A 14,475-nucleotide genomic window follows, 5' to 3' on the forward strand; every position below is an offset into this window, starting at 1 on the left:
GGTCTGAAAATCACCCGTCACGCCCCCTTCCGCACCCACCCCCTCCACCGCCCCCTCCCGCAGCGCGTCCCTCTCGCCTTGGGCGGGTGAGGGGGGAGGGGGGTGGTGGGCGCGCGGGGCGTTGCCCGCGCGCCCATGGGGCAACACCCCGCGCGCCGGTGACGGCTCACCTCCATCGTCCCCTTGCAGCGGCCCTCTTCGTCCGCGCCCCATGGGCAGCGGGCGGTGCCCGTGGGGTGACAACTGGTGGTTGTGGGTGGGGGTGGGGGGTTGTTGGACCGGGTGGGGGTGGGCGGGGTGGGGTGGGGGTCTGCCGAGTGGATGGGAGTGCGGGGATGAAGGCGCTGGTGGCGACGGGGGAGTCGGGGGAGCTGGTGCGGTTCGCGGAGGTGGCGCAGCCGCAGCCGGGGCCGGGGGAGGTGCTGGTGAAGGTGGAGGCGTTCTCGGTGAACCGGGGGGAGACGTTCCAGCTGGAGGCGCCGCAGCCGGGGTGGCGGCCGGGGAAGGATGTTGCGGGGCTGGTGGTGCAGGCTGCGGCCGACGGGTCGGGGCCGGCGGTGTGTCGGCGGGTGGTCGCGCATCCTCCGGCGGGCGGGTGGGCCGAGTACGTGTGTGTGCCGGTGGGGTCGGTGGCCGAGTTGCCGGACAGTCTGGACGCGGTGCGGGCGGCGGCGTTGCCGTTGGCGGGGCTGACTGCGTTGCGGTTGCTGCGGACGGTGGGGGCGGTGGCCGGGCGGCGGGTGCTGATGACCGGGGCTTCCGGTGGGGTCGGGCACTACTTCACCGAGTTGGCCGCCGCGGCCGGGGCCGAGCTGACGGTGGTCACCGCCTCGCCGGAGCGCGGTCGTCGGCTGGCCGAGCTGGGGGCGGCCGAGGTGGTGCACGACCTCGGGGAGGCGCGCGGCCCGTACGACCTGGTGCTGGAGTCGACCGGGGGTGCGAACCTGCCGGTGGCGCTGGCCCGGTTGGCCCGGCGGGGCACCCTGGTCTGGTTCGGGCAGGCCTCGCGGACGCCGGTGACCCTGGACTTCTTCGACTTCTTCAAGGGCCCCGAGTCGGCCACCCTGCGGCACTTCCACTACGCCGACTCCGACGTCCCGTACGGCCCGGACCTGGCCACCCTGGTGCGCCTGGCGGCGGCCGGCCGGCTGACCCCGGAGATCGGCCGGACGGCCCCCTGGGGCGACACCGCGACCACCCTCACCGACCTGCGCGACCGCCGGATCCGCGGCAAGGCCGTGCTCACTCTCGTCTGAACGGAGAATCCCGTCGTGTCGTTCTTCGACACCCCCGGTCTGCTGCCCGCGTACGTGGCGGACGCCCGCCCACGGGCCCACGGAGCCGGTCTCGACCTGTACGAGTACGACCGGGTGACCGCCGGGCTGGCCGCGCTGGAGGAGTGGCCGGAGGCGTTCGGCGCCACCGGCCGCCGGTACGTCGCCGAGGCCGAGCGGGCCGAGGCCGAGGGGCGGACGGTGACCGCCGGCACCGCCTACCGCTGCGCCGCCCGCTGGTTCCACGCGGCCGGGCTGATGCCGCACCCCGACCGGGCCGGCGCCGCGCGGCTCGCCGCCGAGGCGGACGAGGCGATGCGGCGGTCGTTGGCGCTGCTGGAGCCGGGCGCGCGGCGGGTCGAGGGCGAGGGCTTCGCGGGCTGGCTGCGCCGGCCGGCGGCGGTCCGGGGCGGGGCCCCGGTGGTGCTGGTGGTGCCGGGCATGGACTCCTCGAAGGAGGAGTTCCACACCCTGGTCGAGGCCCTGCTGGCCCGGGGGGTCGCCGTGCTGGCGATGGACGGGCCCGGCCAGGGGGTGCTGGCGGCCACCAGCGCGCCGGAGCCGGACTACCACCGGGTGGTCGGCCGGGCCCTGGACGCGCTCGCCGACCGGGAGGGCCTGGACCTCGACCGCGCCGCCGTGGTCGGCCTCAGCCTGGGCGGTTACTACGCGGCGCGGGCCGCCGCCCACGAGCCCCGGCTGCGCGCCGCCGCGACGGTCAGCGGACCGTACCGGCTGGACTGGGCGGAGCTGCCCCCGTTCGTCACCGAGACGCTGGTCCAGCGCTGCGGGAGCCCGGAGGCGGCCCGCGCCTTCGCCGACCGGCTGGACCTGACCGCGCTCGCCCCGACGATCACCCTCCCGCTGCTGGTGGTCGAGGGCGGCGAGGACCGCATCCCGGGCGTCACCAACGCCACCGTCCTCGCCGAGCACGCCCCGAACGCCGAACTGCTGCTCGTCCCGCACGGCAACCACCTGCTCGGCACCGCCCTGCCCGACTGGCTCCCGGCCACCGCCGACTGGCTCGCCACCCAGCTGGCCTGACGGCCAACCGCCGTCCCGCGCGGGCGAGTTCGGGAACGCTTGAGGCCCCGGAGAGTGAACTCCCCGGGGCCTCCGCCGGCTTCGGTGTTCGGCCCTGCTACTCGCCGGTGACGCCGTCGATCAGCTCGCGGATGATGTCGGCATGCCCGTTGTGCCGGGCCGTTTCCTCGACCATGTGCATCAGCACCCATCGCACGTCGGTCTTGCCATGGCGGAGCGTGTGGGTCTCCTCCAGGTCCGCGAGCGCGGCAATGATCTCGCGGCTGCGGGCACAGGCCTTCAGATACCCGGCCACGATCTGCTCGATCGTGTCGTCCGGGGTGACCTTCGTATCCGCTTCCGGGTCCGCCTCGGTGATGAAGAGCGCCGGCTCGTCCACCTCGGCCACGCACCGGGCAATCCAGTAGTGCTCACACTCGGTGAGATGCTTGACCAGCCCCAGCAGGCTCGTCCCCGAAGGCACCGGCGAGAACCGGGCCTGCTCCTCGGACAGTCCGTTCAGCTTGGTCAGAAGTGTCGCCCGGTGCCAGTCCAGCCAGGACGCGAGCGACTCGCGCTCGGCAGCGATGTACGGCGGGTCCGTGCGCTCGATCGATATGGCGAAGGTCATGACCGCGAGTCTGTCAGCCGTGGCGTACCCGGCGGTCGTCGCACGGCCTGCCCTCGCGCGGGAGGACGGCGATCGTCCGCCGTCCCGCCGGCGGCTCGCTACGCTGGGTGTGGTGAAAGCCGAACGAAGCCTCGCGATGTGGCTGGCCGACCGCACTCCTTCGCAGCTGACCGAACTGCTGGAGCAGCGCGAACTTCCCTACGCGGCAAGGGTGGCGAGCCTGACCGACCTGGCCGGCCACCTGCTGACGGACGCCTCCACGGCCCTGGGGCTGAGCGAGATCAGCCTCGGGGACCTTCAACTGCTGCTCGCTGTGGCGACCTTGGCCGAACGGTTGCACGGTCCGCTACCGGCCGTTGCGCCTGCTCATCACCTGTTCATGGGCTACGGCGGCCGTTCTCCACGGCTCGACGCGCCTGCGGTCGACCCCGCTGACCGGTCCGTGACCCGGGACCAGCTCTTCCGATTCCTGCAACTCGACGGCGCGGGTCGGTCCGCGGCCGAGGCCGCGCTGTCCCGGCTGACCGAGCGGGCCCTGGTACTGCCCTCGTCCGGAAGCAGGGTCGTCGTTCCGATCCTGGTCCACCGCCAGGCGGGTGAAGGCGGCGGTTACGGTCGGCCCGCCGAACAACTGCTCACCGAGGCCTTCAACGCTCCGGAGATTCACCGCATCGCGCAGGGGCTGGGGCTCGCGAAGGCGCCGACTCGGGACGAGGCGCAGCGGCAGATCGTGGACGTGCTCAGGGACGCGAAGCGCGTGCGCGCCATGGCCGCCGAGGCGCCGCCCGCGGCCTTGGACCTGCTGGACAAACTGGTCCCGGGCCCGCCACTGCTGCGCACGCACTGCTTCGTCTCCCGGTACGGCGGCTTCTATCCGGGTTCCGGAGGCAAGTTCACCTTCCGGGAAGGCGGCTCGGGAGATCCTGGCACGGACTGGCTGGCCGCCCGCGGCCTGGTTCTTCCGGTGGATGAGGACCTGGCGGAACTGCCGCGCGAGGTGGCCGACGCGTTGCGCGACCACGACCGCGCGCCGAGCTACCAGTCTGCCCCGCCCCCGGTCGAGGGCACGGTGGAGATCCCGGATGGTGCAGTCGAGAGCCAGGCGCAGGCGGCGTTGGCCGAGGCGGCTTCCCGGGTCGAGTCGATGCTCCGTCAGGTGGCCGTGCAGCCGCTCGCTGTGCGCAAGGCGGGCGGAATCGCGGTCCGGGACACCCGTCGGCTGGCGAAGGCGGTCGGCATGCCGGAGGAACAGGCCCGGCTGTGGCTCGACCTGGCGAACAACGCGGACCTGATCACCCCTTGCGCCGAGGAAGCGGAGGCCCCGACGAGAGGACGGGGCCGCGCGCGTCGGCCGGAATCGCAGCCACCTGCTCGGATGCTGCCCACCGAGCGGTACGACGAGTGGCTGGCGGCTCCACCCGCTCAGCGGCTGCTGCCGCTCGTCGCCACCTGGGCGGTGGTGCCCGAGGTGTTCAGCTTTTGGCCGGACGAGAAGGACACCCCGGTCGCGCTGGTCACGCCGGAGGACGGCGAGGCTGTCGATCTGCGCCGTGCCGTGCTGGAGGCTCTGGCCACCCTTCCGGCCGGGCACGGAGTCCCCACCGGCAAGTCCGCTCGCGCTCGGGCGACCGCTCTCGCCGGTCTCATCGCCACGGCGGCCTGGTTCCGCCCGGCCGCCCTCGCCCAAGGTGCGTGGGAGGCTGAGCGGGTCGAGGCGACCCTGGCGGAGGCGGAGCTGTTCGGGGTCGTCGCCCACGGAGCGCTGACTCCGCTCGGGCACGCCGTGCTCGGGCTCCTGAGGGCGGGTGCACACCGCCACTTCCCCGCCGTTCCGGGCGCCGGGCCGGCGCTGCGGGACCATCCTGCTCTGGACGACGCGGTTCGGCAGCTGTCCACAGCCCTGGACGCGCTGCTGCCCGCGCCACAGACCACCGCCCGGTTCCAGGCGGACCTCACGGCCGTGGTCGCCGGAGCCGCGGCATCGGAGCTGACCGACCTGCTGGCCGCCTGTGCGGACCGGGAGTCGGAGGGGCATGCCGTGGTGTGGCGGATCACCCCTGCGGCGGTCCGCCGGGCGCTGGACTCCGGACTGGACGCCGCCGACCTGCTGGCTCGGCTGGCCGACGTCTCCGAGGGCGGGCGGCCGCTTCCGCAGCCCCTGGAGTACCTGATCAAGGACACCGCGCGGACCCACGGCAGGATGCGAGTGGTGCGCTCCGCCTGCTGCATCCGCTCCGATGACGAGGCACTGGTGTCGGAGCTCGCCGCGGCCCGTGCGCTGTCCAGGCTCGGGTTGCGACGGATCGCGCCGACCGTACTGATCAGCACGGCCGAGCCCGAAGCCACCCTTGCCGCGCTTCGGGCCGCCGGCTACGCCCCCGTGCTGGAGGCGGAGACCGGGACAACGGTCATCGAGAAGGCCCGCCAGGAACGCGGTCCCGTGCGCATGCCGCCACTGTCCGGAGCACGACCTCGCCACGGCAAGGGGCCGAGCACCGCCACCGCGCTGGCGAGCGCGTTGCTGGCCGGCCGTTGACCTCGCATCTGACTCACCGACGGATCAGCGTTCCGAAGGCACGGCCTTGCCTGCGGGGCCCCGATCCAGGGGCGTTGCGGCTGGCGACGGACCGGTCAGGGGGTGGGGGCGGGCGATGCGGACGGGGGCATCAGGCACGGGGTGGTGACGCTCAGGACCATGCGGTCGTTGCCCGCGGTGCTGGCGACATCGACGACGTACCGGCTGCTGGGGTGGCGTGCGCTGACGGTGGAGTCCGGTTCCGCGCCTTGGGTCTCCTGGTATTCGGTGATCTTGAGGCCCTCGCTCGTGAGCCGGTCGCGGACCTTGCGGACGACGTCGTTGTGCTGGGCGTTGGGGACGTTGCTGTGGACCCCGTAGATCAGGATGTAGCGGTCGTCGGGCGCGGTCTCGCCGTTCTTGCCGATGCACGAGGTGAAGACGGGGTCGGCAGGTTCGTCGTTGATCCGGATCCCGGCCGTCTGGGCCAGGTGCTCGGTGAGCTGCTTCGCCCAGTCGAGTGTTTCCTGCCGGGATTTGACGGGCAGGGGATCGTTCTTCCCTGTTCCGGGGCTGGACATACAGGCTCCGAGGGTCGTGGCCATCAGCGCCGTCGCCAGGAGCTGCTTCAGCCGGGTACCAGTGACTGGCGGATGGGCGATCAGGTTGCGCATGGGGGCTCTTTCCGGCCGGCGGTTCAGTGGGGTATCGAACCCCAGATCGGGTCCTCCTTCCATGTGGTGTGGGGCGGCTTCCCGGCGATGATCCTGCCCTGGTTCTTCAGGCTGTCCGAGCCCTCGTCCCAGTAGCCGCCGTGCCCGGACGTGTCGATGTGGATGTTGTTCCCGCCGAATCCCGCGATGTGCGGGCTGGGGCCGAGCGAGAAGCCACCGACCGCGCGGGTGGGGTCGTCGGTGGCCTCGCCGATCCAGAGGTGATCGGGGTTGACGTTCAACTGCTCGGCGGTGAGGACGCCCATGCCCGGGCTGCCGAGAGTGACGATGTCGTCGGCGTCCAGGCCATGGCCTCCTCCGCTGTCGGCGACGCCCACGGCGAAACTGCCGTAGCTGTGCGCGATGTAGCTGAGGTGGGTCCTAGGCTCGCCGTGCGCCACCCTGAGGCCGTTGGAGAAACGGCGCATGTCCTCGGCGCCGTCGAGTCCGCGCATGGGGCTGGACGCCCCTGCGAGGCTCTCCGGGGCGTCGTAGCCGAGGTAGGAGATGACTGAGACGGTTTCGCCGGCCTTGGCGTACTGCTTGCCGTAGCCCTGCAGCTGCCGGATGCGGTCGATCTGGCCCGGCACCCCGTTGATGTCGGTGTTCGTCCCGGGCACGAACACCGAGGTGTGGCTTGCCTTGTCGGGGTTGCCGGTCGCAACGATCGCGCGTCCGTCTCCCCCGTACGCCTCGGGGTCGATCGCGAGGAGGAACAGCTGGTGCTCCTCGTCCTTCGCGTCGGCGTTCTCCTCCAGCTTCTTCTTGATCTCCGTCAGCGCGGCCTTGCGCTTGTCGTACGTGGTCTGGTCGAGGCCGAAGGAGGCGGGCGTCCCGGCTTGGAGGGCGTCGAGCTTCTGGTCGAGGACGAGGCGGTTGGCCTCGTCGCGGGCGCCCGCCGGAATGCCGTCCAGGTTTCCGATCCGGGCCGCGTTCAGGGCGAGGTAGGTCTCCTGCTGGTCGGGTGTGAGGCCCTTCCACCAGTCGGCGTTCTTCTGCGGGTCCTTGCCGTCGGGGATGTACGGATCGGCCAGCCCGAGGTCCTTCATGACGTCGGCGACGTCGGTGCGGGTCTCGGCCATGGCGCCGTTCGCCCGCTGGTCGCCGAGGATGTCGGCACCCAGGTGGCCGAGGGCCTTGTTGCCCTGGTCGCTGGCCGTCTGGGCGTCCTTGATCGCCGTGTCGATCCGCTGCTGGAAGCCGGTCTTGAGATCGGTGAGGCTGCGGCGCGCGGCCTGCGCGTCGGGGTCGTTGTGCTCGCCTGGACCCTCGGGCGGGAGGCCGACAATCCCCTCGGCGGACACAGTCAACTTGGCATCCTGGGCGCGGTGCACGGCGTTGGTCAGGTTGGTCTGCGCCTGGTACATCCGGTCCGCGACCGTGTTCAGGGCCAGCGCGGCGGCCTCCGCCTCGACCCGGACGATGCCGAGCCGCTGCTCGGTCTGGTCCATGAACGGGAAGGCGGCCTCGGCGTCCGCGCCCTTCCACCCCCGGCGCAGCGGGCCGTTCACCTGGTTGCGGTGCCGCGTGGCCGTGGTCTCCATGCTGTGGGCGAGCGCCTTCCACGCCTTCGCGGCGTCGCGCAGTCCGTGCGGGTCGAACGCGACCAAAAGTTCGTAGGCACTGCTCACTGCGCGGCCTTTCGCTGGCTCCAAGCGCTTGCGGTTGCCTGCTCGTTGTGCGCGTGGGTGTCGGCGTTGGTCTGCAGGTTGGTGCTGGTGTCGGTGAGTCGCTTCCGGAGCGCGTCAAGCGGCGCGGCCCAGTCGCTGCCGAGCTTTCCGAGCCCTGCGGCAATCGACCAGCCGGTGAGCTGACCGGAGGCGGTAGTGGCCGAAGTCAGCGCGTCGTGAACAGGTTTGGTGACCTCCTCGGCGAGGTTCTTCGCCACCCCTGAGGAGGCGGTGAGCGCCTGCGGATCAACGGTGACCGTGCCGGCCATGGTGATTCCCCCGAATCAGATGATGAGTATGTACACGGACAAGCCCGACGGTACTTCGTTCGTGTGGAGTTAAGCATCCATGCGGACATTCAGATGATATGAGCACTATGGGGGTGATGTGGTCCGGCGTCAGCCTTCTGCCGCTCATCGCGAGGCCTGCCGCCCTTACCCGGAGGAGGGGAACGGGCGAAGGTACCTGCCTGACCTCGCCCGAGTCGCGGCCCGGGTTGACCGCAAGGAGGAAAGCGGAGAGCCAGACGACCAGGGCGATGGCGGCGAACAGGGTTGACCCCGATAACCGCCGCCCGCGCCGCCGTCGACGCCAGCCCTGAGCCGCCTCGGGAGGTTTCATAGCCTGGCGCTCCGGCTCATCAGTTCGTCCGGTGGCCCGGTAAGACCCAGGTCTTGCCGGGCACCGCTGTCTTACGCGGTTGGTAGCTTGCGGCCTGCCCCCGGACCGAGGGGTTCGCCGTGTTGGAGAGGAACTGACCGTGGGAGCCAAGACTGGGTTGCTCGTCTATATGGCCCCTGCTTCGTCCGGCCCGCTGCGGCTGCCGGCGGAAGCGGATCCGGAGCGGACGGCGGAGCTGGTCGGCCGCCTCTACCCCGGGTGGGAGGTCACGGAGTCGGCCAGGTGCGAGCTCGGCGACGCGACGTACCCGCCGGACGGGACCGCCTATCTCGGCAGCTTCCCCGGAGTCGACATCGTCTGCGATCAGCACTGGGTGGGTGACCATCCCTCACGGCTGCCGCAGCACCTGATCGATGCGAGCGCGGGACGCCGACTGGTCGTGCACTGGATGCACAGCGTGGTGGACTTCCTGGCCTTCGCGGTCTGGGAGGACGGGCAGCTGGTCCGTTCGCTCAGCCTCTCGCCGGGCAGCGGGGTGATGGAGAACATCGGTGAGCCGCTGCCGTTCGAGGCGCCCTTCTGGGCCGGGGAGCACCCGGTGGATCCGGTGCCGGGATGGCCGGCCAAGGGGCCGTACCCGCTGCCGTTCCATCCTCTCGACCTGGGGGAGGAGGCGCTTCGGTTCTTCTTCGGCTTCGTGCTGGAGGGCATGCCGGAGGCAGAGGACATGGACCCCTACGAGGTGGCTCTCCAAGGCTTCGGTCTCACTGATCCGGACGGGCCGACTCCGGAGGAGAAGAAAGCCGCGATGCGGGCCATCATCAGCCGGATGGGGACACCCCGGATCTTCACGCATGGCCCTGACGGCGCCATGGTCGAAGTTGAAGGCTTGTGATCGGCGTCACTCTGCCTCGAACCCGGGCGGCCCCACCAGGCTGCCCGGGGTTCGCCGCGATTCGGAGCCGTCGGCGTCGAATGGCACGAAAATGCCCCCGAAGCTGTCTGCTTCGAGGGCATCGTGCCTGGTCAGGCGATGTGGCCAGGGCCGGGGTCGAACCGGCGACCTTCCGCTTTTCAGGCGGACGCTCGTACCAACTGAGCTACCTGGCCGTACTGCACCGTCTCTTGCGAGACGAGCGATCCCGACGGGACTTGAACCCGCGACCTCCACCTTGACAGGGTGGCGAGCTAACCAACTGCTCCACGGGACCTTGTGGTGGCGGACCACCAAGGTCTTGAGGCACTGCACTTTACTACGGTACTGCGTGCCCCCAACGGGATTCGAACCCGTGCTACCGCCTTGAAAGGGCGGCGTCCTGGGCCACTAGACGATGAGGGCTTGTGGTCCGTTCGGCTGTTTCCAGCGTTCCCGGGGACGTCGAGAAGCATATGGGATGCGGGGCGGATCGCCAAAACGGGTTTGGGCCGGGTGGGGGTGGGGCGTCCGGAGGGGGCTGCGGCGGTGGGGTCAGGACCAGCCGAGCTCGTCCAGCTCGTGGTCGTCGAAGCCGAAGTGGTGGGCGACCTCGTGGATGACGGTGGTGCGGACCTCCTCGACCACCTGCTCGTGGGTCTCGCAGTGGCGCAGGGTGGGGCCGCGGTAGATCAGGATGCGGTCGGGCAGGACGCCGGCGTACCACTCGCCGCGCTCGGTGAGCGGGGTGCCCTCGTAGAGGCCGAGGAGTTCCGGGTCGGCCGGGTCGGGTTCTTCCTCGACGAAGACCGCGACGTTGTCCATCATCGCCGCGAGCTTCGGGGGGATCTGGTCGAGGGCGTCGGCGACCAGCGACTCGAACTCTTCCCGGGTCATCTCCACCGGATCATTGTCGGGTCTGGGGTGACGGTGTGCCAGGCGGCGGACAGCGGTGTTTGATGGGCCCGTGACGACCTCGGAGGACGCGGTGGACGATCCCGCGGCGGCGACACCGGCGCTCCCGCGTCCGTCGGTGCTGCGGGGGCAGGGCCCGGCCGTGGCGGTGGTCGCGGCGGGCGGGGCGATCGGGGCGCTGGCGCGGTACGCGGCCGGGCTGGGCTGGGGGACCGGACCGTCGGCCTTCCCGTGGACGACGCTGCTGGTCAACGTGGTGGGCTGCGCGGTGATCGGGGTGTTCCTGGTGGTGGTCACCGAGGGGCGTCCGGCGCACCCGCTGCTGCGGCCGTTCTTCGGCACCGGGGTGCTGGGCGGGTTCACCACCTTCTCGACGTACGCCGTGGACGTCCGCCGGCTGCTGGAGGCCGGGCGGCTCGGGCCGGGGCTGGCGTACCTGGGGCTGACCCTGGGGGGCGCGCTCGGCGCGGTGTGGGCGGCCGCGGTGCTGACCCGGCGTGTGATCCACCGCGGCGGTGCCCGGTGAGCCGGCTGGGCGGGCCGGCGCTGCGGCTGACCGTCCTGGTCGGGGAGAGCGACACCTGGCACCACCGGCCGCTGTACAGCGAGATCGTGCACCGGGCGCGGGCGGCCGGGCTGGCCGGGGCGAGCGTGTTCCGGGGGATCGAGGGCTTCGGGGCCTCCTCGCTGGTGCACACGGCGCGGCTGCTGTCGCTGAGCGAGGACCTGCCGGTGGCGGTGGTGATCGTGGACGAGGAGGAGCGGGTGCGGGCGTTCCTGCCGCAGCTGGAGGAACTGGTCACGGAGGGGCTGGTGTTGCTGGACCGCTGCGAGGTGGTCCGGTACGCGGGGCGGGCCGCGGGCCCGGGTGCGGAGGCGGGTCCGGGTGGGGGCGCGGGCCCGGGTGCGGCGGAGTCGGCGGAGTGAACTGGCTGCTGGTGGTGGCGGGCGCGGCGGTCGGCGCCCCGCTGCGGTACCTGACCGACCGGGCGGTGCAGTCCCGGCACGACTCGGTGTTCCCGTGGGGCACCTTCACGGTGAACGTGTTCGGCTGCCTGGTGCTCGGCCTGCTGACCGGGGCGGTGGCGGCCGGCGCGGCCTCCTCGCACGTCCAACTGCTGGTCGGCACGGGCTTCTGCGGGGCGCTGACCACCTACTCGACCTTCTCGTACGAGACGCTGCGGCTGGCCGAGTCCGGCGCCGGGCGGTACGCGGTGGCGAACGTGGCCGGGAGCCTGGCAGCGGGGCTGGGCGCGGTGTACGCGGGGGCGGAGCTGGCCTCGGCGCTCTGGGGCTGAGCGGGCCCCCGGGCGGGCTCGGGGCGGGTTCAGGGTGGGCTCCGGGCGCTTCCCGGACGGGCTACGGGCGGTTCCCGGACGGGCTCCCGAGGGGGCGGCCGCCGAGAACCGCGCCACCCACCCGTGTCCCGCCGCGCCCGGCGCGCGTTGGGCACCGAAAGCGGCCGCGCGCCAGTGGGCGGCCCGGGTGGGGCGATGGAGAGGAAGCTCGGTGGCTTCGGTGCGGGCGGCGGGTTCGGGCGCGGTGGTACGGGCGGCGGCGGTGCTGGCGGTGGCCGGGCTGGGCCTGACCGGGTGCATGTCGGTCGGTCCGGGCGCGGAGGAGAAGCACGGCGTGGCGCCGGTCGGGCAGGCCGGTCCGGCGGGCCGGCCGGGGGCGACGGGCGGCCCCTCGGCGCCGGCCGCCAGCGGGCACCCGGGGGGCGCGTCGGGGCGCCCGGAGCACCAGGGGGGCTTGCAGGCCGAGAACGCGCCGGCCGGGGCGACGAGCGCCACGCCGGGCGAGCTCGCGCCCGGCGCGAACGGCGTGGTGGCCGGGGTGGTCCCGGTGCCGGGGGCGGCCGCTCCCGAGGGCGCGCCGGGCGGCAGCGGTACGTCGGGCGGCGCGAACACCAGCCCCGCGCCCCACCCGGGCGGTGCCTCGACCGGCGGCTCGACGGGCACCGGCGGGACCACCGGCACCGGGGAGGGCCGGTCCGGCGGCGGTTCGGCCGCAACCCCGTCGGCCACCCCGAGCGGCCACCCGTCCGGCACCCCGGACCCGGAGCGCACCACGCCGGCCGCGACCGTCCCGCCGGGCCCGCAGCCCTCGACCGGCAGCTCCGGATCTTCGGCCCCGAGCCCCGCCGCAGGTGCGCATTAGCGGCCTGGCCAGGGCATTTGCCTCCGATCCCGAGGTTCCTCTATGGTGGTAGATCGTTCGTTTGATTCATTTGATTGGCGCCCTATTCCCATCTGGCGCCCTTGGCGCGTTCCGGCGATCCGTGGCTGACCGCATAGAGGCGGTTGTGAAACAGAACCCCGGACTTTGGCGCGTGCCACTTCCGGAAGGTTTTGCATGTCTCTCGTTGACGACGCCCGCTTCGCCATGCCCGCGAACGAGGCTGCCGCCGATGTCACCGATGTCACCGACACCACCGAACTGACCGCCGAGGCCGCGGAGCTCGCCGCCGAGGTCACCGAGACCGCCGACGCCGCCGAGACCGTCGAGGAGGCGGCCGAGGACACCGAGCCCGCGGAGCCGACCATCACCTTCGGCGACCTGGGCCTGCACGACGACGTCGTGCGCGCCCTCGCCAAGCGCGGCGTCACCACCCCGTTCCCGATCCAGGCCGCGACCATCCCGGACGCCCTGGCCGGCAAGGACGTGCTGGGCCGCGGCCGCACCGGCTCCGGCAAGACCCTCAGCTTCGGTCTGCCGCTGCTCACCCGTCTGGCCGACGGCGAGCGCACCCGCGCCAAGCACCCGCGCGGCCTGATCCTGGTCCCGACCCGCGAGCTGGCCATGCAGGTCGCCGACGCCCTGGAGCCCTTCGGCTCGGTGCTCGGCCTGCGCCTCAAGGTCGTCTGCGGCGGTACCTCGATGTCGAACCAGATCTACGCGCTGGAGCGCGGCGTCGACGTCCTGGTCGCCACCCCGGGCCGCCTGCGCGACCTGCTGAACCGCGGCTCGGCCAAGCTGGACGACGTCCAGACCGTCGTGCTCGACGAGGCCGACCAGATGGCCGACATGGGCTTCCTGCCCGAGGTCACCGAGATCCTCGACCAGGTGCCGGCCGGCGGCCAGCGCCTGCTGTTCTCCGCCACCCTGGAGAACGAGATCGACACCCTGGTGAAGCGCTACCTCAAGAACCCGGTCACCCACGAGGTCGACCCGTCGGCCGGTGCCGTCACCACCATGACCCACCACATCCTCGTGGTGAAGCCCAAGGACAAGGCGCCGATCACCAACGCGATCGCCGCCCGCAAGGGCCGGACCATCATCTTCGTCCGCACCCAGATGGGCGCCGACCGCGTTGCCGAGCAGCTGATCGAGGCCGGCGTCAAGGCCGACGCGCTGCACGGCGGCATGACCCAGGGCGCCCGTACCCGCGTCCTCGGCGACTTCAAGGACGGCTACGTCAACGTCGTCGTCGCCACCGACGTCGCCGCCCGCGGCATCCACGTCGACGGCATCGACCTGGTCCTCAACGTGGACCCGGCCGGCGACCACAAGGACTACCTGCACCGCTCGGGCCGCACCGCGCGGGCCGGCCGCTCCGGTGCCGTCGTCACCCTGGTGCTTCCGCACCAGCGCCGCGGCGTCTTCCGCCTGATGGAGGACGCGGGCGTCGACGCCAGCCGCCACATCCTGGACCACGCCTTCGACGCCGAGGTCGCCAAGATCACCGGTGCCCGTTCGCTGACCGAGGTCCAGGCCGAGAGCGCCGCCAACATCGCCGGTGCCGCCGAGCGCGAGCTCGCCGACATGACCCGCCAGCTGGAGCGCGCGCAGCGCCGCGCCACCGAGCTGCGCGAGGAGGCCGACCGCCTGGCCGCCCGTGCGGCGCGCGAGCGGGCCGAGCTGGGCATCGAGGACGAGGCCCCGGCCGCGTCCGCCGAGGCCGGCGAGGAGGCCGCCCCGGCCGCTGCCGAGGCTCCGGCCGCCGCGCCGCAGGTCGAGGAGCGCACCCCGGCGTACCGCGAGGCGCGCAGCGAGCGTCCGGCCTTCGGCCGTGACCGTGACCGCGATGACCGTGGTGGCCGTTCCGGTGGCTTCGGTGACCGCGAGCGCTCGGGTGGCTTCAACCGTGACCGTGACGACCGTGGCGGCCGTTCCGGTGGCTTCAACCGTGACCGCGATGACCGTGGTGGCCGTTCCGGTGGCTTCGGTGACCGCGAGCGTTCCGGTGGCTTCAACCCG

At 72.4% G+C, this 14,475-nt stretch carries 14 protein-coding genes and 3 tRNA genes; 9 read left to right on the top strand and 8 right to left on the bottom strand.

Annotated elements, in window-relative coordinates; translation table 11 throughout:
• Window positions 1-335 precede the first annotated feature (335 nt).
• Complete coding sequence (locus AB0F71_RS23875; RefSeq protein WP_360237809.1) at window positions 336-1,256, top strand: zinc-binding dehydrogenase; 921 nt, start codon at window positions 336-338, stop codon at window positions 1,254-1,256.
• A gap of 15 nt (window positions 1,257-1,271) precedes the next feature.
• On the top strand, window positions 1,272-2,318 hold the full coding sequence (locus AB0F71_RS23880) for an alpha/beta fold hydrolase (protein ID WP_360237811.1): 1,047 nt from the start codon (window positions 1,272-1,274) through the stop codon (window positions 2,316-2,318).
• 97 nt (window positions 2,319-2,415) lie between these two features.
• Here AB0F71_RS23880 and AB0F71_RS23885 read toward each other — a convergent pair whose 3' ends face one another.
• Complete coding sequence (locus AB0F71_RS23885; protein ID WP_360237813.1) at window positions 2,416-2,928, bottom strand: DinB family protein; 513 nt, start codon at window positions 2,926-2,928, stop codon at window positions 2,416-2,418.
• A 112-nt stretch (window positions 2,929-3,040) separates the two neighbouring features.
• Between AB0F71_RS23885 and AB0F71_RS23890 the strand changes: the two genes are divergently transcribed.
• A complete protein-coding gene (locus tag AB0F71_RS23890; RefSeq protein ID WP_360237815.1) occupies window positions 3,041-5,464 on the top strand; it encodes a helicase-associated domain-containing protein in 2,424 nt (807 codons plus the stop codon).
• A gap of 95 nt (window positions 5,465-5,559) precedes the next feature.
• Here AB0F71_RS23890 and AB0F71_RS23895 read toward each other — a convergent pair whose 3' ends face one another.
• From AB0F71_RS23895 to AB0F71_RS23905, 3 genes are read right to left on the bottom strand one after another with little or no spacing between them, the layout of a single operon-like run.
• Window positions 5,560-6,117, bottom strand: a complete 558-nt coding sequence (locus AB0F71_RS23895) for a hypothetical protein (RefSeq protein WP_360237817.1) — start codon at window positions 6,115-6,117, stop codon at window positions 5,560-5,562.
• A gap of 23 nt (window positions 6,118-6,140) precedes the next feature.
• Entirely contained in the window at window positions 6,141-7,787 is a 1,647-nt protein-coding gene (locus tag AB0F71_RS23900; RefSeq protein WP_360237819.1) for an alpha/beta hydrolase, read from the bottom strand.
• Window positions 7,784-8,095, bottom strand: a complete 312-nt coding sequence (locus tag AB0F71_RS23905; protein ID WP_360237821.1) for a hypothetical protein — start codon at window positions 8,093-8,095, stop codon at window positions 7,784-7,786. Before AB0F71_RS23905 ends, AB0F71_RS23900 begins: the two co-directional genes overlap by 4 nt.
• A gap of 491 nt (window positions 8,096-8,586) precedes the next feature.
• Between AB0F71_RS23905 and AB0F71_RS23910 the strand changes: the two genes are divergently transcribed.
• Complete coding sequence (locus tag AB0F71_RS23910) at window positions 8,587-9,342, top strand: hypothetical protein (RefSeq protein WP_360237823.1); 756 nt, start codon at window positions 8,587-8,589, stop codon at window positions 9,340-9,342.
• A gap of 141 nt (window positions 9,343-9,483) precedes the next feature.
• Here AB0F71_RS23910 and AB0F71_RS23915 read toward each other — a convergent pair.
• The 4 genes from AB0F71_RS23915 to AB0F71_RS23930 form a co-directional block, all read right to left on the bottom strand.
• Window positions 9,484-9,557, bottom strand: a tRNA-Phe gene (locus tag AB0F71_RS23915).
• Window positions 9,558-9,584: 27 nt separating this feature from the next.
• A tRNA-Asp gene (locus AB0F71_RS23920) sits at window positions 9,585-9,658 on the bottom strand.
• A 55-nt stretch (window positions 9,659-9,713) separates the two neighbouring features.
• Window positions 9,714-9,786, bottom strand: a tRNA-Glu gene (locus AB0F71_RS23925).
• Window positions 9,787-9,915: 129 nt separating this feature from the next.
• Window positions 9,916-10,257, bottom strand: coding sequence for a metallopeptidase family protein (locus tag AB0F71_RS23930; RefSeq protein WP_360237987.1), 342 nt, complete (start codon window positions 10,255-10,257; stop codon window positions 9,916-9,918).
• A gap of 70 nt (window positions 10,258-10,327) precedes the next feature.
• On the opposite strand from AB0F71_RS23930, the gene crcB (AB0F71_RS23935) reads away from it, so the two are divergent.
• The 5 genes from crcB (AB0F71_RS23935) to AB0F71_RS23955 all read left to right on the top strand — a co-directional run.
• Window positions 10,328-10,801 carry a fluoride efflux transporter CrcB gene (crcB, locus tag AB0F71_RS23935; protein ID WP_360237825.1) on the top strand — a complete coding sequence of 158 codons (474 nt, stop codon included), beginning with the start codon at window positions 10,328-10,330 and terminating at the stop codon, window positions 10,799-10,801.
• Window positions 10,798-11,202: a DUF190 domain-containing protein gene (locus AB0F71_RS23940; protein ID WP_360237827.1), complete on the top strand. Its 405-nt coding sequence runs from the start codon at window positions 10,798-10,800 to the stop codon at window positions 11,200-11,202. The genes crcB (AB0F71_RS23935) and AB0F71_RS23940 overlap by 4 nt, the downstream gene beginning before the upstream one ends.
• Entirely contained in the window at window positions 11,199-11,573 is a 375-nt protein-coding gene (gene crcB, locus AB0F71_RS23945) for a fluoride efflux transporter CrcB (RefSeq protein WP_360237829.1), read from the top strand. Before AB0F71_RS23940 ends, crcB (AB0F71_RS23945) begins: the two co-directional genes overlap by 4 nt.
• 211 nt (window positions 11,574-11,784) lie before the next feature.
• The gene (locus tag AB0F71_RS23950; protein WP_360237831.1) at window positions 11,785-12,435 is read left to right on the top strand and encodes a hypothetical protein; all 651 of its coding nucleotides are present in this window, start codon (window positions 11,785-11,787) and stop codon (window positions 12,433-12,435) included.
• A gap of 195 nt (window positions 12,436-12,630) precedes the next feature.
• On the top strand, window positions 12,631-14,475 hold a 1,845-nt coding region (locus AB0F71_RS23955), incomplete at its 3' end, for a DEAD/DEAH box helicase (protein WP_360237833.1).

Origin of the sequence: Kitasatospora sp. NPDC028055 (assembly GCF_040637885.1) — a bacterium.
Taxonomy (GTDB): domain Bacteria; phylum Actinomycetota; class Actinomycetes; order Streptomycetales; family Streptomycetaceae; genus Kitasatospora.

Bases quoted from the DNA above. Each gene is read 5' to 3' on its own strand.
- AB0F71_RS23875 (WP_360237809.1), top strand. From the start codon at position 336: ATGAAGGCGCTGGTGGCGACGGGGGAGTCGGGGGAGCTGGTGCGGTTC.
- AB0F71_RS23885 (WP_360237813.1), bottom strand. From the start codon at position 2,928: ATGACCTTCGCCATATCGATCGAGCGCACGGACCCGCCGTACATCGCT.
- AB0F71_RS23895 (WP_360237817.1), bottom strand. From the start codon at position 6,117: ATGCGCAACCTGATCGCCCATCCGCCAGTCACTGGTACCCGGCTGAAG.
- AB0F71_RS23905 (WP_360237821.1), bottom strand. From the start codon at position 8,095: ATGGCCGGCACGGTCACCGTTGATCCGCAGGCGCTCACCGCCTCCTCA.
- AB0F71_RS23930 (WP_360237987.1), bottom strand. From the start codon at position 10,257: ATGACCCGGGAAGAGTTCGAGTCGCTGGTCGCCGACGCCCTCGACCAG.